We start from the raw sequence: 19,956 nt of genomic DNA, 5'->3' as shown, positions 1-19,956 counted from the left end.
CTGATACTAAAGTATGGAAACTTAAAATAGATCGCTTTTTCGTAAAATTAATATTGATGGTGTTTTAATCATCATGTATAAATAAACATATAACATTTCGTGTTATGCTTTCATTTATGTTTTTTACGAGAAAAAGCCGGTTAGTTTCCATACACTAACCGGCTTTTTTATGTCTAAAACGTAAATAAATGAAATCAACATGGAGTAATATATGAAGAGACAAATTAGAAAACAAGGAATAGCTAGATTAGATACTAATGTTTTTAATGATACCGTTGTAAGATCAAATGAAGATACTATGCTATCTAGCTTTTATGACTACCTATCAACAAAAATTTTTGAAGTTGAAGGAACGTCACGATATTATTTCTGGAATGAAAACAAAAACAGGAATGAAGAAGTAAGCGGTCTTCAACCCCTTATAAGAAAAGCAACATATATTTTTGCTAACAATAAAAATCATATGGTTGATGGCTTAGAAATACCTGCGAATGTAATTAGTAATTATTGCTTATCACCAATTATGACTGTTAAAAGCGATATGAAATTACCTCTGGCTGGACCAGTAGCAAAATACGAGGGGTCATATTTTATAAATTCTTTTGAAGATAGATCAATTGTACCAGAAGATACAATATTGAATGATGATGATGAGTTCATTCTTAGTTCATATCTACCACTTCTTTGCCGTGGCAATTTTGGACTTGATTACGATATAACATTAGACCAGTTCTTAGAAATTGTAATTGGTCATAGATACCAGAAAAATAGCAAAGAACATTTAATTGCTTATTTTTTCAACTGGATTGCTGGAATATATCAAAGACCAGGTATTTCTTATCCAACAGTACCTTGTTTTTTTGGTCGTGTTCAAGGTACTGGTAAAGGTTTTATGGTTAGTATAATTGATAAAATTCTAGGTAATTGTGTACCAAATTATAGCCAAGAAAAGACGGATAGCAAATTCAACAACATAACTGATGGTAAGTTGTTAATTGTTTATAACGAAGTTGATAAAAGTAAGAATTTTTACAACAATATCATTAAATCTGAAAATTCAGAAGAAACCAGAATTGTTGAAGGAAAAGGTAAAGACTCCAAAAAAGTTATCAACATAACAAATAGTATTTTATGCTCAAACAAGCTTGCTCCTTTTAGCATAGACCAAGGAGACAGAAGACTTGTTATAATTCAAACTATGAGCGTCAGTGATAGCGAAATTCAAAAGTTTAAAGAAAATATGATTAAAACCATAGAAATTTTAGGTGGAGATAGTAACGCATCAATTAACATAGCAAATTCGCTTGTTAAAATTATAGCATGTTGCCCAATTGAAAAATCACAATCTGATTTTTATCAAGCAATTAGAACATCAGCCAAAGAGCTTCTTGAAGAGTCATATAAGGCACCTATTGATAGATTTTTTGCTGACAGTGAAGTAGATTTTTTCAACATAAAAGATACTAAATCAGTAGCAAAAAGAACATCAATAAAAACACTAGAAGAATTGTATTCAAAATGGTCTATTAATAATGATGAAGAATCTGGTTTGAGTAATGTTAATTCGAAATACGGAAAAACAAAAAGCAGCTTTAGACAAGACATAAAGGTTTTATCTCAAGAAAATAAAAACATAAAAACGGCAAATAAAGGGTATGAGTTTACTGATGATTTTTATGACTGGTTTATAGAAGAGAGATCAAATGTTGTTCCCTTCGAATCAAATCAACAAAGAGATAACGATACAACAAAGGCAATAAAAAATATTATAGGAAGATAATATGAATAAGTTTATTTTAATAAAAAACATTCAATGTGGATCATATGATAGCCCTAACTTCATATCAGAGTTTGATTATTCTGATATGGAACAGTTAGCAAAAACAGTTATCAATTATGGAAAATGGGATGGTAAGACCAAAAAGGAAAACTTACCACTAATTGCTTTAACAACATTCAGAAACGAAATTAAAGCATCAAAAGCAAACCCAACAAACTTACTTGGATTAGATTTTGATGATGAAACAAATAAAATATCAGAAGTTTTAGAGTTTTTTAAAGATTATTCGTATTTTTTCTATACGTCACATTCACATACAGAACATCATCACAAGTTCAGAATTATCCTAGAGCTTGACTGTGAGATTAACGACAATTCAGAAGCAAGATTACTTTCTGATATAATAAAGAATAGACTATCAGAAAAAGGAATTTTAATTGATACGGCTTGCAAGGACATATCAAGAAGGTTTTTTATACCCTCACTTGATAAACAAGGAAATGATCCTGATATGCAGTTCAATATAGGAAATCAATATCAAGTAGGATCAGATTTAGAACTATCATTGATGGAAGAAATTAAAAAAGAGAAGTTACGAGAATTACAAGCACAACTTCAAAGAGACAAATTAAGATACGCACCACCAAAAAAAGATTTACGCGGTAAATGGAAGCAGGATGCAAAAGACAGATTCTTAGCTGATCGAAGCCACAACCAACTTATCAAATTGGTAGGCAATCTTAGAAAGAATGGCGATACGCAAGATGAAGTCATTTCTTGGATTATGCTGAACTATCCAAGCACCGGAGAAGACAGGCACGCTGAGGCTCTTAGAGCGTGGCGCTGGTATGATGGGAAGATTGCCTAATGAGAAATATCAATGATCTTAAAATCCTCCTCTACTCAGCGCAATTCAGACAGGCACCAACTATAAGACTACAAAGTCACTACCTACAAAAATTAATCAGCTTAGACCATGAGGTGAAAGACCTTATTGCTGACCCAGAGAACATAACAGAAGAAGAACTTTTTTATATAAAACTGAAAGATGTGATATAAACTATGTAGTTAATTATCAACATAACATAATTAAATAGATACAACATAAGATTAAAGGAGATTATTTAATTATGTTAGGTGATACAATTTTAGAAAGATTAAACAGATTAGAAATTAACGAAGAGATTAAAGATGGTTATGATGGTTTCGCTTATTGCGAACTATCAATAAATCTATCAGATATGATATTACATGAAACATCAGTTTTAAATGGTGATGTTGGTCTATTAATATCAGACACTAAAACGAACTATTCATATCTCTTAGAAAGCAATACAAACAATCTAAAAGAATTTACCGTAAAGAAGAGACTTGATTATAATTTTCGCACCAGAAACCATGATGTTTCAGATGTTATTTTCGCAAAAACATTAAATGGTGATTACGCAATAAGAGACCACGAAGATAATATTTGGTGCTTTGATAAAGACCACAATCTTATTGATCCTGAACAAAACTATGAAGAATTTGAACAGGCAATTTTATATATGAAATTAAAGGAGATGATATAATGACAGAAGAAGAACTCCATTATGTAATAGATAATGAATATCTAGAAGTAGAAACAAAGTACATGAACAATGATTTTATGATGTTCAAGCCAGAAATAGAAAAACTCTATGATGAAGCAATTCAACTTACACCATCCATAATAGATGACAACTATGTTTATGAGATAGAAAGCACAAAACCAAAACTAACAATGACTGTAACAATTAACCATCAAGAAAACTCATATACCATTCAGTTAGTTAGGGTATTCCCGAAGTTTTATTGTGGCACAACTGAAACATATATTGTTACTTACTATAAAGACCTAAATGATTGTCTAGTTTCATGGTCAACACATGATGGAGAATGTAGTGTTGATGAAAGAGAAGTATCATATGATCTTATGAAAAGAATGCAACAGATAGTTGGTGATAAGATATGACAGAAGAAGAAATGTTTTATCATGCGCTTACACATGATATGGAACTATATACTCAAGAACTTCACCAAACATATTGGGATTTAATATCAGCAGGAAAAAACGGAGAAGTAACTATAGATGAACAAAACATTGTATGTTCATATGATGATACACAAAAAACTTTCATGATTTTTTCACAATTTTCACCGCACTTTATTATACTAATGACAGGTATTGGTTCAAAACAAGTTAATTTTAGAATAGGTAATAATTCACTTTGTCCAAAAAACTTCTCAACAGAAGAAGTATCAAACATAAAATGTGAACTACAATATATAATAGAAAACGAACCAACTAAATAATTTTAACAAAACAATTAAAGGAGAAACAAAAATGAAAAACAAAATTTTATCAAAAGAATTAATTAATTTAATCAAAAACACAACAACACCATCAGTTAAAGCAGGTGTTTATTCAGGTGGATTAGAACAATTTGAAAATGTATCATCAACCTTTACTGTAGTATCAAATGAAGCTCAATCTAAAGTTGAATGTGAATTTCAAGGATCAAGAATTATTCTAAAGTTTGAATCAAAAGTAACTCCGTTCATACATGAAGTAAATGGTATTATTTCTACACCTAGAGAAGTAGCTTACATTGTCTTAGGTAAACACCCACTGGGAAATGGAGTTATATACATGCATCCAAACCATACAGATGAAGTAAAAGAAGAAATAAACATGTTAATTGCTACTTTATAATTAACAACAAAAACCCGGTAGGAATTATCTTACCGGGTTTTTTATTGAGCATTATTATAACAAAATAACAGATGGTCCTGATGAATCCATATTAGAACGCACTGCGAAACGCTCCAAAGCATTTATACAAGCTGCCACACCATCAATTTTATCTGCTGGTGAGCCTTCATCCTTACCAATTTTTATCAGTCCTGATCTGTTTACAACTGTACAATTCAGACAGTTCCAGATGAATATCTCATTATGAAAATGTATTCTCTTTTCAAGCATTAGCCTTTTAAAAAATTTTGATGCGTTGTTAAGTCCTCTCATATCTTGTTGGACATATCTTACAGCATCATCACCAAACTTATTCTGTAGTGATCCAGACATTTGCGTAGCATTATATCTATCGAAAGCATATTCTACGACATATTTTGAGTGCCATTCATTTTCAAGAATTGATTGAATTACATCATAATCAATAACTTGTCCGGGCATCAGTTCTAATAAGCCTTCATCATCCCATCTGTTATATCTTGGCTTTCTTCCTGAATTTATAACATCATCAGGTAAGAAATATCTTGGAAAGACATAATAGTGATACTTTTGGTCTTCTGGATTGAATTTCTCATACACATTTACTAACGCAGTCATATCTTCTGATTCAGATAAATCAACACCAATTATACAAGGAACATTAGCAAACTCTTTCTCAGAAACATCTAAATCATTACAAGAGCTTATTATATCGTGGTTTAGCCATTTATCGTTAGAATGATACCAAACATTCAAAAACTTTGTATAAACTTCTGGCCTTGTTTCAGCATAATGCCTTGTTCTTTCAATATCACCACTGAATTTTTCATGGTTGATTGAAGCCCACCAAGACGGATTTGCTTTAATCCATGTGTTCGGATCGTAGAAATCATCACCTTTATCAATCGTCCATATACAACCAAATGTCGTATCATCTATTCCAGCTTCACCTTTAAGAAGCTTCTTTATGTAGTTAGATTGTGAATATCCAAAGCCGTTATAATTCATACCGGCTGTTGTGATCCCAACCATCATTCCTTGGTTACGCTTGGCAGCACCAGAGTTCAGAACATCCCATATTTCAGATGTTGGATGAGCGTGAATTTCATCCACTAGAGCGCAATGAACATTCATCCCATCAAATGACTTTGAATCTTTTGACAAGGATACGAATGAACCGCCTTTGGCGCTTGTAGCTATTAGCGTTTCACGTTTCCTACGAACCTTGAGTGCCTTCATCAGCTTACGGTTCTTGAAATACTCCACCTGTCTGACAACGCTGTTAAACAGCAAGTTTGCTTGTTCTTTCTTTGTAGCTGCTACATACACTTGTGGATCCCATTCACCATCAAGCGTGAGCATGTAGAGGCCAAACAAGGCCATCATAGCGGACTTTCCAGAGCCTCTAGGACACTCCAGGTACGCAATGTTGTATTGGCGGAAACCTGCCTTCTGACCTGCCTTACGCTTCCATCCAAGAAGCATTGAGAAGACCCAGATTTGCCAGTCAGACAGGATGAAAGGCGTTCCGCCTAATGGTCCTGTTAAGTGCGAATTGTACCGACAGAACGCAAAGAAATACCAACCAGCTTCTGGATCAAAGAAGTAAGGACAGTCTGGATCATCAAACTTGTCCTGTTCCCTTTGAACTGCTGCTTTGACGTACTCGCACGCGGGTATAGTGCCATTTTGAACAGCACGCATATAAAACAAATAGTCTTCATTTTCTAAAAATTCGTCTTTTGTGACGGTCTTTAAATAGGCGTTTCTTTTATTAAATAAGTCTTGGTCTTCCTTTTTTGAGTATGTTTGTTTCGCCATTAACTCCCCTTGTATAAATATCTTTATAATATTGATATTTATTAGGAGTTATAAAAATGGCTAAAGTGAAATACAAAAAAGACTCAGGAACCTTTAAAGCTGGCGATGTAAGAACTGTTGAAAGTTCTGTTGCAAGATGCCTTAAAACAAAAGGTTTAGTTGATATTTTGGAGGATAAATCTAACGCTAAATTGGTAACAAAATAATATGGATTATAGATTAATTTTAGATACAGCTACAACATACACAGGTGATATTCTTGAACTATGTGACTTTGTAGGGTCTTTATCACCTGATAATGAGCCTATCATTCAAGCTTTGGCTGATAGTGCTACAGCCTTCACAGAAAAATATATCGGCCAACCACTCGGAAAACGACAACTAAGGGTCGTTTGTACCCGTGGTGAAACTGAGTTGATGGATACCTATTACAGACAGTTTTTGTCTGGTGGCTCCTTCACATACCTAAATTCTCAACAATGGCTTGAACTGCCTTGTTCTGCTGAATCCATTCAGAACATCTATCTTACGTCTTGGGGATCACAGGACTTAAGCCCGTTAGTGTCAGGTACAGATTATGATTATGATTTATGGTCAAGAAGACCACGAATAAGACTTTCATATAATCTGTTCATCAGTGACTTATTCAACAGCTACAGCAATTTAATAATTGATTTCACAGGTGGTCTTTATGAATCAGATGGATCAATTCCATCACCTGTAAACAATGCAATTAAGTTCTTAACAAAAAGAATGTTCGAAGAAAGAGGTGAAATACCATCAAACCTAATTGATAATGGTTATGTAACACTTTTATCAAATTACAGAATACCAGCTATCGTTGGTGGAAGGGTTTGATATGAGTTCAGCAAACAATCCAGCACCATTTCTTGATATAAAATCTGTTGTAAATCAACTTTCAGCAAACCAAGATTTATTTAAGTACATAACAGCCATATCTGATCCTAAGAAGTTTATTGACGAGATAAAACCTAGCGTTAATCAACTTCCTGCTGTTGGTATAACCATAGAGTTTGGAAGTGTAACAGATAATTTGCTTAACAATGCAGTTGCTCAGGTTTTTGAGATTGAAGTTTGTTTCACATCAGTTTTCAACACATCAATTGATATTTCAGGCGCATCATCCCAAACATCATATTGGAATGACGCCTTAAAAGCACTCATGAACTCCATATATAATTGGCAACCTTCAAAAGAAAGATATTTGAACGGTTTCCAATTAGAACGAACCGAAAGAATTGGCGCTTTATGTGACAATGCTTATGAGGTTTATTGTACCTATTTTGATATAAAAGTTCAAATTGATTATACTGACGGATACCTTACAGAAGGTCAGAAACTTCAAATTATTCAAACTCAATTAAATCAAAATAAAAACAAACAAACAACAACTATAAATATTCAGAACAAATAACATTTTTGGAGATTAATATATGAGTATATCAGGAATACCTAACTCATTTGGTCAACCGGGCGTATATGTAAATTTGACAATCAATGACGCAACATCATCAAGTGGACAATTTAATGTTCTCATTATTGGTCAAGCTGCTGCTGGTTCAAATTACGCGACAAATCCGGCCCTATACCCTGTAACAAGCCTTTCACAACTTGCAACTGACTTTGGTACAAGTTCTGATGTGTATAAAATTGCTAGTGCTTATACTAACATTGATAATACTACTCCGCTTTATGCTTTAAATTGCATCGCAGGTACAACAACACAAACAACATCAAACGGAACAATTGAAACAATAAACTCCGTCCTATCAACTACAACATCAAGTTCAGATATGGCTTCTAGTTCCGTAGCTGGTTCTGGTGGTTCTGGTTCAGGTGCAACTTTCGCCGTCACATCATCCACAAACGATGACAAGACTGCTTTCACACCAGCATCAGTTTCAATCGTCAGTGGTGGTAACGGATATAAAGTCGGTGACAAGATTACGATTGCGAACGTAGGAACAATCACTGTTCTTAGTTTGGACTCTGAAACTGTAACTGTTCCTGAATCTGATTTGAATGTTCTTACAACCGCTCTTGCGAATGTCGGAAACGTTGAAACTGATATTATCCTTGGAACTTATAATTCTGCTAGTGCTATTCAAGCAATCGCAACTCATTTTGAAAGCACATGGGGATATTTACTAGAAACATACGGTCAATATTTCACTGTAGAAATTGAGAATGACCAATCAGTCTTGATTGCTAACGGTGCTAACTTCAATTCAGTTTATGCATCAGCTTTAGCTATTCCAACTGAACTTGATGAATACCTATCACTAGGTAACTTTGTTGCACAAGTTTCTAACAGAACACAAAACAATCCTGCTTTGCCACTAAGAGACTTTGCTCTTAATTCTGGTACTGTTTCTATTGCAAACAGATTGAATGTCTCAGCACAACAAACTTTATTCGATAATGGTTATTGTACTGTTTCTTGTGATAGTGCGGGTAATCCAACTGTAAGTAGAACTAGAATTGGCGCTACTGTTGATAGTTCTACTGGCTTAACTCTCAATGATCCATCTTTGGAAACACGTTTCCAATCTGTATATGTAGCAAAAGCTTTTAAGTCTGCTTTAGCACCATACATTTCTTCACCATACATTATAATGTCTGATGATGATGTTGTAGCACCTTCTCCATATTTGGTTACACCATCTAAGATTAGAAGTGCTTGTATTGCTGCTTATTCGATTCTTGTCAATGAACTTGTTTGTACTGATCTAGCTACATTCAAAGACAATCTTACAGTTAGCATTGATCCTGATGTTATCGGAAGAGTAAATGTTGTTATGACAGCTTATCTATCAAGCGGACTAGCACAAATAACAATTAATCTTGCTACAACAAAGTAATTTATTAGGAGAATAATAAAATATGGCAACACAATATATTCAAGGTGTTCAAAACGTATATATCAATCAAACAATGTGCATATCAACAGAAAGTGTAACGGTTAAAATGCCAGTTACGCTTTATGCATTTGCTGAATCAAATGCAGGACCAGTAGCAAATGTTAAAAAATGGAACAGAGAACCGGGTAGCTTAGGCGTAACTTTGGTTAGTTATGCTGGTTTTGATTATGACAGTCTTTTGAATGATAATGATGTTTTTGAAGTTACAGTAACTCTTAGATCAGGTGATACAATCACATTGCATTCTGGTATTTTAGCAGAAGCACCTAATTATGATTTGCTAAATGGTACTGTTGAAGTTTCATTCTCATCATTAAACATTGATATGGATTTATCAACAATCTAATTAATCATTAAAAAAGGGACCAATTGGTCCCTTTTTTTATTGAATGTTTTTTAAACATCTTGTTAAGTCCGCTGTACTTTCATCAAAACCATTCATATCAAATTTATAAGAATTTGTTGTGTAAACCCATCCTTTGTTTTTTATAAATGGTGCTGATATTTCAAAAGATTTTTCTTTGCTAATGTCTTCTAATAAGTTGGTTAGATTAGGAACATCATAACTAGATTCAAATGATGTGAAATTAGCTTTTTCATAATTTTTTTCATTATCGAAAGTAATTTTTCTCTCACTAGAACCATATTTTAAATATGCCGTTCTAGGCTTTTCTGGCCCAATATCTTTGTTATCAAGATTAAATGATATTTTTGGTTCTCCACCAACAGCCGGAAACATAATATCTAATCCAGCATCACCAGATTTAGTAGATATTGTACACATAATTGTTTTGCCATCTATAATTATGTTTGTAGTTTTCCAAGCACCATGACTTGTATTATTTTCATCAGCAAACGCATTAGATGAAAGTAGAATACCCAAAAGAAATAACTTCTTCATTTTTCTTGCTCGTATTTGTCCATCAGTTCACAAAGACCTTGCCAATAAGTCTTGTCCATATCATCACAGATTTTGACGAACCGCTCAAATTGATCTTCTGGCATTGAGATATTCAAAGCACGCAAAGGCCCTTTAGTGCGCTTTCGTCTGCCTTTTATCTCTGGTGCTGTATATGTTCTGTCAAAGCCGTGTTGGCGTGAAATCTCATCCGCCTTTTGTTCTTCTGTTTGTGGCTTAAAAATCTTTCTCATTTCAGCTTCTCCATCAGTTCATCAGCAACCTGTTCAGCGTTTTGAATAGCCTTATCGACACCAGCCACATCATTAGGAAGCTGGGACAACAGGCAGTTATGATAGAAGACGGCTTTGAAGGCTGAACGCTCGTTCAATTGGTTCTGGAAAACCGGATAACCAGCTTCATCAATCTCATCACGAATTGCTTTTTCAAGCTTGGATTTGATTGCTGGATTGGTGCGCGTGAAGATGAAGGCGTGAGGAATAGAACGCTCAAACGCTTCTTCATCATCCTTAATAAGCTGAACAACCCTGTTAGCCTGTATGGCATCAGGTACAGAGGCTTGAAGAGGAATTAGAACGAAATCCGCCTTTAAGATGGCTCTGCTGGAAAGCAGATTCCCGACACCTTCTGTATCAACGAACACGAAATCATATTCAGACCGTTTTTCGTTCACCTGGCCTACAATGTTCTTCTCTGTCAGATCGCCTACCGTGTCGATCGGTCCAGCCCAATTCAGAATTGTTTTGTTAGGATCACCATCAAGCAAAGCTACCTTAAAGCCTCTGCTTGCTAATATCTGAGCGACCACAAGACAGACGGTTGATTTTCCCGATCCGCCTTTGGATTGCGAAACAACAATGACTTTTCCCATACGAAAAATCCAGTTCTATTAAAGCTAGTAACTACATACTTTATAGCTGTTTTTTCGCTTGAGACCTAGCGCAATCTGGTGTTTGAAGGCTGAAACTTTTTGAAAGAAATCTAGATGCCATATGAAAAAGTTACTGATGCCATTCAATATGGAAACCAGTTGTATAACTCCTACCCTAAGTTTTTTCATGCGCTTATACCAGTTGCAACAATAGTAACCGCATTTGCTGGTATAATAAATACACGACATATTAAAAAACAAGCAAATTTACAAAGAGAGATTGAAGGGAACCGATATAAAATTGAACTATTTGAAAAAAGGTTCAATGTTTATGAGAATTACAAACCATCCTTAATGACCGGAGATATTATCCCAAATATTTCTTCGGAAATTAAAAGAGATCAATTTCTTAGGACTCTTAAAGTAGCGGTAGAAGAGTCATCAAAATGCTTGCTAGTCTTTCAAAAGAAAGATAACGGTGTTCTTAAGGAACTTATATATAAGCAAAAAAAATTGTATAAAGAAATTGATGCTATTTCATATTATTATAAAGACATTGCATACACTGAAGCAGAACTTTCAGAGAAACTATCTAGAATAGAAAGGCAAAAAGAATTAATAAGTTCTATGAACGAAGTAATTACAGCACTTGGAAAAACAGATCAATTAGACTCAAATCAAAACTCAATCTTAAATTCTCTAAATGTAGATAAGTCCATTTGTGAGCATAAATTAAAATATTATAGGAAAACAATATCTGATATAATTGAAAACTTTCCGAGTAAATATTTAGAGCTATGTGATGCTTATCACAATGCAAACTTGTATATGGAAAAGAATCTATCATTACCTGAACTAGCTTTCGAAGATGATAAATCTTTCATCATGTCTTCGTGGCTTTTTACATTAAGTATTCTCAAATATCTTTTTGTTACAAGCCCAAAGCTTGAACGATATTTGGCATGGATAGTACTGCCTATTTGTTCAGCTTTTATATTTTTCCTGCTTCATTATAGTCACGCATAGATTTTTGGATGATAGAAAAATAGGGCGATACTATGAAGTATCGCCCTATGTTATCCAGACAACTTATCTAACTGATTCGTGATCTAGGTTAAACGATATTAACTTGACTTATGAAGATAACTTAACTTTCAAACGAAAAATTTGACACTCATAAGCATCTGTGTATTGCTAATTATACCTCCATCTTAAATTTAAGCGTGCAACGCGGCCCATGTCGCATAAATGGCATTATAGTAACTCGGTTTTACGTTATGCCAACCACAACATATGTAGCTACTTTAAAGCATCTTAATTCAGAAAGAATCACGTGAGTGAGGCATTACATTTTTGTCATTTTTTCTTTCTTAGATCGGCCATCAGGTGGAGCATGGCACCTAATAAGTCATCACTTGGATTGTTTAAGCAGTAATTTTTTACATAAGAGAAAACAAAATCAAATTTTATTCCGTCGCCAATTCCAAGATAGCTTGTATCTCCGTTTTTTCCCGAACTAGCTGCACTTGCACCTAATTTGTAACCGGAAAACAAGTTATAAATTGCTACCTTTTGAATATGACGCTCATCATCAGAATCAAGTCTGATAACAATGTCCTGACATGGTTCAACTACATCAAATTGTGAACTTTGAGCATGAGCAAAACCACCAAACAAAAGTGGAAGCATAATAAGGGTTAGTTTCTTCACTTAAATTCTTCTTCCTGAGCAATTTGAAAGATCATTAAGGCTTGGTAAGGCTCTGTTTCTTTCATACAATGTATAAATGATGATATTTCTGCAACACTGTACCTTGTAGAAAAATACAAGCTTTCAGTGGTAACGGGAAGTGGATAAGGATTTTTCGAACACAAAAGGAGAATCCGATGTTCAAGTTTCTAAAGTCCGCTTTCGCTGCTGTCGTCCCTGCACTTCTAATTGCAGGGAATTGGCTTGTTTCGAACTTCAAAAAGCTAAATTTGGTCATCGGTGACTGGTCAGTCACTGTTGAAAAGACAGCCGTAGCTTAATGATCCTGCTTCATGAGCAATTTGGAGGGACCAACAAGCTCGTCTGAGCGTCCTTATGCGCCTTATCCCACTCTGAGATCATACTCAGATAATCCGAGACAGCTAAATGATGCTGTCTCTTAGGAGATATAAGACTCTTAGAATTATATTCTGTAGCAGAATGCCACTTAGAAAATCTGTTGAGGAACTGCGCTTTTTTGCGTTCTAAGCATTCACGGAGTTTCTGAGCGCGTTCTTTAGCAAGCTCAATCGCTTGTGAAAGGTCGATCTTGTTTAATGTGTAAAGGTTTGTCCCTCGCACAATTCTGCCTGACCTCGAAGCAGCCCTTCTTACTGTTCTTTCAACTAAGCCTAGTTCATACGCTTTATGGAGGGTGCGTATAACTGTTGAAACTGAACAGCCTGCTTTGTGCGCTATAGTGGTATGTGAGGGGAACAAACCTTTGTCACCTTCAAAAGATGCAAGTGCTTGAAGAACTAAGTGTTCTTTACCCGTAAGCTGTTTCGCTTGTGTTAGGTTCCATAATTGGGAACTAAATGTAGAAACCTTCATAACCAAACTTTCATATGTTTGGCGAGGTTTCCTTCTTTCCTACTGAACAAGATGCTTGAACTGATGTTCAAACAAGACTATATTCAATGTCGGACCCATTGGTGGTGGTACACCTTTGGATCAAGTCCACCTCGCCGGGATGCGAGATTTTGAAAGGGGTCAGCCTTGCCGGGCGGCCCCTTTCGCATATTCCAAGCATAATGCTTTGAGAATCAGAACATTACAAGCCTTGTCTAAATTCTCTTTGGATTCCTATAAACTTGCCTTGTGGGTTCGCGCTCACATGAAAACGCTTGTGATTCCCGGATGAGGTTCAGGAATCGCAGGCGTTTTTTGTGCTCCTGCATAAATCAGGTCCACTATTCAACCCCTTTAAGAAAAAAATTTATCCCAAAAACGTGAGTTTTCTGGGGCGTAAGCAGATTTCTATCCATCTTGCAAGAACTTTTTTTATAAGTGCCATAATGTTGACACATTTCCATGTCAAGTTATGACCATCGAAAGATACAGTGATTACTCTATATCTAAGATAAAGTCGCCATGTTGGTGCAAATCCAAAAAGGATGAAATTTAAAACGAAAGAGATATAAAATGAACAATTTTAATTTAAACCAAATCGAAGAAATTATTACTCAAATTCAAGATCAAAATGATCTTCTTAATCTTGCAGAAGAATATAACGGTTCAAAAATTAAGTTTGAAAATAGAAATTTAATTTTTTATATGGATTGTTTTGTTAATGGTGATGAATCAATGATTTCAGTTTCAATCTCAAATGATTCTGAAATCGAATATGATATTTGGATTAATGGCGATGAGTTCTTCATCGACACCGATTCAAAATTTCAAAATTTCAACTGATTTCAAATTATGCTCCTAAGAGCATAATCCTTTCAAAAGAATCAGGCTTCGCGTAGAATGAAATCTTCGCAAGTGAACAAAAAAGGGGTCAGCCGGGAGAAATCCTAGCTGGCCCTTTTTTTATCTGTCCCAGACGTAAGAATATCTGAGAACGCTGGAATCAGCTTTAGTCAGGGTAATATCCAAATTCAGGTGTGTGTTTCTCGCATCGACAAAAGATGCAACACACTCAACTGTCTTACAGATATTATCATCGACAAGCCATTGTAGGGCGCTGTTAGCGTATCCTTCTGCTCGCATGAGATATTCCTGCGTGTTTGCCGTTGGCAATACTGACAACTGCCATAAGCTAGAACCCATCAAGCGCGAATTTTCAGCATCACCCCACCATCCACGTTTGTCTAAAGTATATGTCCAATCTGAATCAGCCACTCTGTCCGATAACAAGGAAATTATGACGCTTGTTATAAGGTCATTTCCTGTTTCCACATCAACCGGAACTGTTTGATTTATATATTCTAGGTCTAAATCAGCGCATTGTTCTGATTCGTTAAAGCTAAGTTTAAAGTCTGCCATAGATATTAAATACTCCATGTAAAATGATATTTATCAAATTGGAGATTTAATTTATGAAGATTAAACTATTAAAAGACCAAACAAAATATAAAGCTGGTGATGTTGTTTCATTACCTTTGGTCATAGCAAAGCTTTTGATATGGGGCGGCTATGCTGAGCCTTATACAGAAGTTTAAAGATTTAACAGAACAACAACTCATAGAATGTGATTGTCATGAAGACACTCATATAAGGGTTTTTGATTGTTCTGGTAAGGTTTCATATTTTGAATCTGATGAAATGGTGTTCCTGTTCAAGAACAACCTTGGGTACTATTCAAAGATGAAATATGAGAATTATGAAATTGAAACTGATGATGGTTATACATTCTTAGTTTATGACCGAGAAGATAACACTTTCTCTTATATTGAGAATGAAGAGTTTCAGTTTTCATTTGTATTTGAGGATGGTGAAATATGTCAATTGTAGTAGCAACGGTGGTAGTTTGTAGCATATGGAAGAGTTTGCTGAATTATATAAAAAATTCCAGAAAATGAGTGTTGTTTGTAATCGTATTGATTTAAAAGATGAAGATGGTGTTTTCTATTATCAACAAGATGGCATATTTAAATGCATCTATACAACAAACTTATTAAGATGTGGTGTTGAGGCTGGTGGTAAAGCTATTGTCTTACGAACAGACAATTCTTTAGAACTGGTGTGGCTTGACCAGCCTACAAAACAGTCAGTCAGAATCAGCAATCGCCTTGATAAGCTTGTTATAAGCCAATCAGGCAAGATTACCGAAACTGATTATACAAGTGCAGAAGCGCAACAACTCTTGGAAGACCAAGAGTTGTGGTTTTATCTCGCACTATCTGAAAAGGTTACTTTCTAATCATTAAACATAACTAATTCATCATTACCCTCATATAAATATCAACAAACAGATATTTTATATGAGGTTTTTATATGAGCATAGTTAATGAGATTTTTGGAACTGCAAGCTTTCGCGGAATACCCTTTTATATTCGGAATATGAATGTGTCAGGTATGAACCGAAACAGCATAATTCACGCATATCCAAACCAAAAAAACCCATACATAGAAGATTTAGGAACTAACATTCAAAACGTCTCTTTCGAGGGTTTTGTTAGCAACGATAACAACCTTTATATGTCACGAGACCTTTTAGAAGCTGCACTTCACATATCAGGAACCGGAGAACTTATGATTCCGGGAAGAGGAATGTTCAAAGCAGTTTGTGTTAGGTCAGATATTTCAGAGACGATGAACGAGAAAGGACTTGTTCTTCTTAATCTCGAATTTGTCACCTCAACAATCAAACCAGAAGTTCCAACAACACCTTTAGGTTTAATTGATACACAAGGTGACTTGTTAGAAGACGCTTTATCTGGATTAGGCGATTTAGGATCAGGTTTAGGCGCTTTAGGCTCTACACTTGTAAGCGGCCTTGTTTCAACCGCTACATCTGCTGCTGTATCTTTTGGTGTTAGTGGAATTGATAGCTTATTTTCAAATTCAACATGCGGAAGATATGCACAATCAACAACAGCCGCAACAGAAGCAATTACAGGAAGTGTTAGCGGCACCACTGATGCGCAGAAGTTAGATAGTGCAACACAAACGGCGATTGAGACGAATACAAATTCAATAGCAAATTTAAAGGCAGGAGTTAGTTAATGGCATCACAAACAGGTTCATTTAAAATCAGTGTGGGGGTAGTTAATTCGGAAGCGATTTCAAAACTTAAAGCGATGAATGCAGAATTAGCAAAAGCCCAAGCACCATTAAAAGCATACCAAAGAGAACTTAAAAAATTTAATGACCTGTCTGGAAAAACAGGACGACAGAAAGAACTTTCAAACGCTTTATCATCCTTAAAAGGAAAGTTTGGAGGCATTTCAAGCGCAATAGGGGGCGTTATAAAGCCTCTAGCTGCTGTGTTTGGTGTTGGGTCTATAGCGGGTGTTGTGGCTTTGGAGAGATCCTTTGCCAATTGGGGTAATGAGATACGCAACACATCAGCCCTATTAGGCATCACAGCCGAACAAGCAACAAAGCTGAAGAATGTCGGTAACTTGATGGGTATTGGCGACCAAGCGGCGCAAATGCGTTCCTACCAAGACACACAAACGAATATAGGCGCTGGTGCTGATGCTACTGGGGCTTTGGCTGATAGAATCCTGGGTATCAATCCGAACACAGATTTTGAGAAAGCATCTTTGGAAGCAACAAAGCGCGTGAACGCTTTGTTTAAAGCAGGAAAGATAAACGCCTCAGCCGGCAGAAATTTGCTTAAGTCTGCTGGATTAGATGAAAGCCTATTCGGCCAAGACCCAGACAGATTAGCTAAGTCTTATAAAAACGCTGCTGATGCCGCTAAACAAATGGCTCCGTTCGTGAAAAAGGCTGGTGCTTTAAGAGACAAATTCGCAGAAGCAGGAACGCAGGTTGATGTTTTAAAAACTCGTCTTGCTGCCTCTCTTGAACCTGCTATCGGGCCTATTCTTCAAAAATTTATTGATTGGTCTAAAGATAATAAGAAAGTTCAAGAAACAATGGATGAAATTACAACGGCTGCTAAAGCTGTTGGTGAATGGGTTAAGAACATTGATGTTAAAAAGCTGAATGAAGGTTTCTCAACTGCTAAATCAGTTATCGAATCGGTTATCATTGCGTTTGGTGTTTTGAAAGCTATTCAGATTACTTCTTGGGTTACTAGCATTGTTGCTGATTTATATAAAATCACTGCGGCCTTAAAAGGCGTCGAAACAGCATCAGAACTTGCGGCTGGTGGTGCTGGATTAGGAGCGTTGGCGGCTGGGGCGGTTGCTGCTGGTGCTGCTGGATATGCTGGCTACAAACTTTATAGTACCTACAAACACGATCATTCGGACGCGGGGATCATGGAAAACCGCCAAAAAATGATGAAAGACCCTGCATATGGTGGAAACAGATTTGGACGATTGGAACAAAACCAACGTGCTTATGACGGTATCCAATACCTAAAAACCAAAGGTTATTCTGATGTTCAGGCGGCGGCGGTTATAGGCGGGTTTAAGCAGGAATCAGGTCTTAATGAGAAAGCTATCGGGGATAAGGGAACTGCGATTGGATTGATGCAGGCTCATGAAGATAGACAAAAACTTATCGAAGGACATTTTGGTAAGAAGCTTCAAGATATGTCCTATCACGAGCAATTAGATGCGGCTGATTGGGAACTTAGAAACAATGAAAGTTCTGCTGGTAATCAATTAAGAAAAGCTACAGATGCGAAATCAGCAACAATAGCTATGTTGAATTATGAACGTCCTAAAGAATGGAATGATTCAAAGAAAGCCGGAATGGCTGATAATTCAAAAGAACTAGCAACTAGGCTTTCTAATACGGTTGAAGCTGAGAAAATTGGTGGAAACTCTACACAGGAAGTAAATCACAACATATCAGGTAATGTTGGTTTACATGTGACAATGGATAAAAAAGGCAATGTCACAGGTGCTAAAATTACTCACAACACAACACCAATAAATCCAAATTTGATAAAGGTGAAACAACAAACTAAATCAGGAGTTTAATTATATATGGCAATAGATTTAACAACAATTTTTGAAAATATAAGCAATGTGTTTCCAGACCCTTTAAGCAGGGTTGCTATCTTTCAGAAGATGTTTGCACAATTAGGATATGATCCTTTAACACAAACTTTGACTGCTACAGATGATGAGCAATCAAATAGCACTTTAAGAATTTATGTTCTTGCTTACATCGCAAACACAATACCCTACATAACATTCACATCATCAACTGATTCATTGAATTTAATATCTCAATTGAAACCATTGTTTGAAGCTGAATTTAATGATGTGCTTTTAACAGGTGAGGTTTTTAGCTGGCTATCTAGGATTTATCAAAAATCCATTGCGGATATTAGCACTAGAGGGGCGCAACTTCCGCAAGTGAATACATTCTATGCTGAATCAATGCCTTTGCCTGTAATCGCCCAATACCTTTATCAAAACGGCGCTAGAACAGCGGAACTTCTCTTAAGAAATAATGATTTAGACCATCCATTGTTCTGTACTGGAATGTTGGAGGTGTTGGCGCAATGAAGAAGATACAAACCTCATCCAGTGAAAGATTCAAGAAAGAGAATATGAGAAGGGCAAAGGAGCGTTCTGTTTCATATGATTCAAAGTGGGCTGAATTTTCAAAGAACTACAGAACAGCAAACCCATTTTGTGTTGAATGTCTGAATTATGGTGATTTCAATTCAAGTCATTGTCATGTGGATCACATTGTCCCATTAGAAACAAATCCTGAACTAAAATATGATTTGAAGAACTTAAGAACGCTTTGTTCTCATCATCATGGCGTTGTCACGCGAAACTTTTTGAATGGTGGACAGAATGAAATGACAGATAAGCAAAGAGAAGCAGAAGAGCAAAAAAGAAAGGATCAGATTAATTAATCTGATCCTTTTTTCGTTTTCTATGGGAAATTATGAATGAGTGAAGAATACAAATATCGAACTCACAAACTGATATAGGTGCTTTATATGTATGGCTTGGAAAATTGATTTCTATATGAGTATCATCAGTTGTTATGTCTGATTCTGATATATCACTGAACGCTTTTAAAATATCTTGTTTTGTTGACTTCATATTAGCCTCCAATCATATAAAACAAAAATGATAGTATTGCTGTAGCTAAGATTATAGAAACAACAGGCATTGGATTTAATACCAAGCTAGCAACAAGCCATACTGCTGAAACAACAGACAGAAAACCGAGCAAAACTAACCACAACAAATTTAATGAATTTTTTACATATAACATCTGTTCAATTTC

At 35.6% G+C, this 19,956-nt stretch carries 27 protein-coding genes; 19 read left to right on the top strand and 8 right to left on the bottom strand.

Features of this window, described 5'->3' with window-relative positions:
• The first annotated feature begins 211 nt into the window (after nt 1-211).
• The 6 genes from GFR01_RS15365 to GFR01_RS15600 all read left to right on the top strand — a co-directional run bounded on the left by GFR01_RS15365 (nt 212) and on the right by GFR01_RS15600 (nt 4,514).
• Nucleotides 212-1,780: a primase-helicase family protein gene (locus GFR01_RS15365; protein WP_145994592.1), complete on the top strand. Its 1,569-nt coding sequence runs from the start codon at nt 212-214 to the stop codon at nt 1,778-1,780.
• 1 nt (nt 1,781) lies between these two features.
• Nucleotides 1,782-2,648: a hypothetical protein gene (locus tag GFR01_RS15360; protein ID WP_099183151.1), complete on the top strand. Its 867-nt coding sequence runs from the start codon at nt 1,782-1,784 to the stop codon at nt 2,646-2,648.
• A gap of 262 nt (nt 2,649-2,910) precedes the next feature.
• A complete protein-coding gene (locus tag GFR01_RS15350) occupies nt 2,911-3,351 on the top strand; it encodes a hypothetical protein (RefSeq protein WP_099183149.1) in 441 nt (146 codons plus the stop codon).
• Nucleotides 3,351-3,773: a hypothetical protein gene (locus GFR01_RS15345; protein ID WP_099183148.1), complete on the top strand. Its 423-nt coding sequence runs from the start codon at nt 3,351-3,353 to the stop codon at nt 3,771-3,773. The genes GFR01_RS15350 and GFR01_RS15345 overlap by 1 nt, the downstream gene beginning before the upstream one ends.
• Complete coding sequence (locus tag GFR01_RS15605) at nt 3,770-4,114, top strand: hypothetical protein (RefSeq protein WP_145994591.1); 345 nt, start codon at nt 3,770-3,772, stop codon at nt 4,112-4,114. The genes GFR01_RS15345 and GFR01_RS15605 overlap by 4 nt, the downstream gene beginning before the upstream one ends.
• A 31-nt stretch (nt 4,115-4,145) precedes the next feature.
• The gene (locus GFR01_RS15600; RefSeq protein WP_145994590.1) at nt 4,146-4,514 is read left to right on the top strand and encodes a hypothetical protein; all 369 of its coding nucleotides are present in this window, start codon (nt 4,146-4,148) and stop codon (nt 4,512-4,514) included.
• Nucleotides 4,515-4,568: 54 nt separating this feature from the next.
• Here GFR01_RS15600 and GFR01_RS15340 read toward each other — a convergent pair whose 3' ends face one another.
• A complete protein-coding gene (locus GFR01_RS15340; protein ID WP_099183147.1) occupies nt 4,569-6,353 on the bottom strand; it encodes a terminase large subunit in 1,785 nt (594 codons plus the stop codon).
• A gap of 56 nt (nt 6,354-6,409) precedes the next feature.
• Here GFR01_RS15340 and GFR01_RS15810 point away from each other — a divergent pair, with 56 nt between their 5' ends.
• The 5 genes from GFR01_RS15810 to GFR01_RS15585 are packed head-to-tail and all read left to right on the top strand — an operon-like array spanning nt 6,410 to nt 9,641.
• Nucleotides 6,410-6,559: a hypothetical protein gene (locus GFR01_RS15810; protein WP_167384280.1), complete on the top strand. Its 150-nt coding sequence runs from the start codon at nt 6,410-6,412 to the stop codon at nt 6,557-6,559.
• Between the two features lies 1 nt (nt 6,560).
• The gene (locus GFR01_RS15595) at nt 6,561-7,211 is read left to right on the top strand and encodes a head-tail connector protein (protein WP_145994589.1); all 651 of its coding nucleotides are present in this window, start codon (nt 6,561-6,563) and stop codon (nt 7,209-7,211) included.
• 1 nt (nt 7,212) lies between these two features.
• Nucleotides 7,213-7,788, top strand: a complete 576-nt coding sequence (locus tag GFR01_RS15335; RefSeq protein ID WP_099183146.1) for a hypothetical protein — start codon at nt 7,213-7,215, stop codon at nt 7,786-7,788.
• A gap of 19 nt (nt 7,789-7,807) precedes the next feature.
• On the top strand, nt 7,808-9,235 hold the full coding sequence (locus GFR01_RS15590; RefSeq protein ID WP_145994588.1) for a hypothetical protein: 1,428 nt from the start codon (nt 7,808-7,810) through the stop codon (nt 9,233-9,235).
• A gap of 22 nt (nt 9,236-9,257) precedes the next feature.
• Nucleotides 9,258-9,641 (top strand): hypothetical protein, encoded by a 384-nt coding sequence (locus GFR01_RS15585; RefSeq protein WP_145994587.1) that lies wholly within the window; start codon nt 9,258-9,260, stop codon nt 9,639-9,641.
• Between the two features lie 36 nt (nt 9,642-9,677).
• On the opposite strand, the gene GFR01_RS15580 is transcribed toward GFR01_RS15585, so the two are convergent.
• The 3 genes from GFR01_RS15580 to GFR01_RS15325 are packed head-to-tail and all read right to left on the bottom strand — an operon-like array spanning nt 9,678 to nt 11,085.
• Nucleotides 9,678-10,196: a hypothetical protein gene (locus GFR01_RS15580; protein ID WP_145994586.1), complete on the bottom strand. Its 519-nt coding sequence runs from the start codon at nt 10,194-10,196 to the stop codon at nt 9,678-9,680.
• A complete protein-coding gene (locus tag GFR01_RS15330) occupies nt 10,193-10,447 on the bottom strand; it encodes a hypothetical protein (protein WP_099183145.1) in 255 nt (84 codons plus the stop codon). The genes GFR01_RS15580 and GFR01_RS15330 overlap by 4 nt, the downstream gene beginning before the upstream one ends.
• Nucleotides 10,444-11,085 (bottom strand): AAA family ATPase, encoded by a 642-nt coding sequence (locus GFR01_RS15325; protein WP_099183144.1) that lies wholly within the window; start codon nt 11,083-11,085, stop codon nt 10,444-10,446. The genes GFR01_RS15330 and GFR01_RS15325 overlap by 4 nt, the downstream gene beginning before the upstream one ends.
• 114 nt (nt 11,086-11,199) lie before the next feature.
• On the opposite strand from GFR01_RS15325, the gene GFR01_RS15320 reads away from it, so the two are divergent.
• Complete coding sequence (locus tag GFR01_RS15320; RefSeq protein ID WP_099183143.1) at nt 11,200-12,111, top strand: hypothetical protein; 912 nt, start codon at nt 11,200-11,202, stop codon at nt 12,109-12,111.
• Nucleotides 12,112-12,441: 330 nt separating this feature from the next.
• On the opposite strand, the gene GFR01_RS15315 is transcribed toward GFR01_RS15320, so the two are convergent.
• Entirely contained in the window at nt 12,442-12,795 is a 354-nt protein-coding gene (locus GFR01_RS15315; RefSeq protein WP_099183142.1) for a hypothetical protein, read from the bottom strand.
• A gap of 330 nt (nt 12,796-13,125) precedes the next feature.
• Nucleotides 13,126-13,668: a helix-turn-helix domain-containing protein gene (locus tag GFR01_RS15310; RefSeq protein ID WP_099183141.1), complete on the bottom strand. Its 543-nt coding sequence runs from the start codon at nt 13,666-13,668 to the stop codon at nt 13,126-13,128.
• 591 nt (nt 13,669-14,259) lie between these two features.
• On the opposite strand from GFR01_RS15310, the gene GFR01_RS15305 reads away from it, so the two are divergent.
• Nucleotides 14,260-14,529, top strand: a complete 270-nt coding sequence (locus tag GFR01_RS15305; RefSeq protein ID WP_099183140.1) for a hypothetical protein — start codon at nt 14,260-14,262, stop codon at nt 14,527-14,529.
• Between the two features lie 120 nt (nt 14,530-14,649).
• Here the strand turns inward: GFR01_RS15305 and GFR01_RS15300 are convergent, their stop codons facing one another.
• A complete protein-coding gene (locus GFR01_RS15300; RefSeq protein ID WP_167384279.1) occupies nt 14,650-15,105 on the bottom strand; it encodes a phage GP46 family protein in 456 nt (151 codons plus the stop codon).
• Nucleotides 15,106-15,158: 53 nt separating this feature from the next.
• Here GFR01_RS15300 and GFR01_RS16145 point away from each other — a divergent pair, with 53 nt between their 5' ends.
• From GFR01_RS16145 to GFR01_RS15270, 6 genes are all read left to right on the top strand, one after another.
• The gene (locus GFR01_RS16145) at nt 15,159-15,281 is read left to right on the top strand and encodes a hypothetical protein (RefSeq protein WP_264780574.1); all 123 of its coding nucleotides are present in this window, start codon (nt 15,159-15,161) and stop codon (nt 15,279-15,281) included.
• Nucleotides 15,282-15,598: 317 nt separating this feature from the next.
• On the top strand, nt 15,599-15,982 hold the full coding sequence (locus tag GFR01_RS15290; protein ID WP_145994585.1) for a hypothetical protein: 384 nt from the start codon (nt 15,599-15,601) through the stop codon (nt 15,980-15,982).
• Between the two features lie 74 nt (nt 15,983-16,056).
• Nucleotides 16,057-16,788, top strand: coding sequence for a DNA circularization N-terminal domain-containing protein (locus GFR01_RS15285; RefSeq protein ID WP_099183136.1), 732 nt, complete (start codon nt 16,057-16,059; stop codon nt 16,786-16,788).
• Nucleotides 16,788-18,683: a phage tail tip lysozyme gene (locus GFR01_RS15280; RefSeq protein ID WP_099183135.1), complete on the top strand. Its 1,896-nt coding sequence runs from the start codon at nt 16,788-16,790 to the stop codon at nt 18,681-18,683. Before GFR01_RS15285 ends, GFR01_RS15280 begins: the two co-directional genes overlap by 1 nt.
• Before the next feature lie 6 nt (nt 18,684-18,689).
• The gene (locus GFR01_RS15275) at nt 18,690-19,217 is read left to right on the top strand and encodes a hypothetical protein (protein WP_099183134.1); all 528 of its coding nucleotides are present in this window, start codon (nt 18,690-18,692) and stop codon (nt 19,215-19,217) included.
• Nucleotides 19,214-19,576 (top strand): HNH endonuclease signature motif containing protein, encoded by a 363-nt coding sequence (locus GFR01_RS15270; RefSeq protein ID WP_099183133.1) that lies wholly within the window; start codon nt 19,214-19,216, stop codon nt 19,574-19,576. Before GFR01_RS15275 ends, GFR01_RS15270 begins: the two co-directional genes overlap by 4 nt.
• A gap of 194 nt (nt 19,577-19,770) precedes the next feature.
• Here the strand turns inward: GFR01_RS15270 and GFR01_RS15870 are convergent.
• On the bottom strand, nt 19,771-19,956 hold a 186-nt coding region (locus GFR01_RS15870; protein ID WP_218016669.1), incomplete at its 5' end, for a hypothetical protein.

It is taken from the genome of Gluconobacter frateurii (assembly GCF_002723955.1).
Classification (GTDB): Bacteria; Pseudomonadota; Alphaproteobacteria; order Acetobacterales; family Acetobacteraceae; genus Gluconobacter; species Gluconobacter frateurii.
The sequence above is the reverse complement of the archived record's forward strand: the minus strand, read 5'-3'. Positions and strand labels throughout refer to the sequence as shown.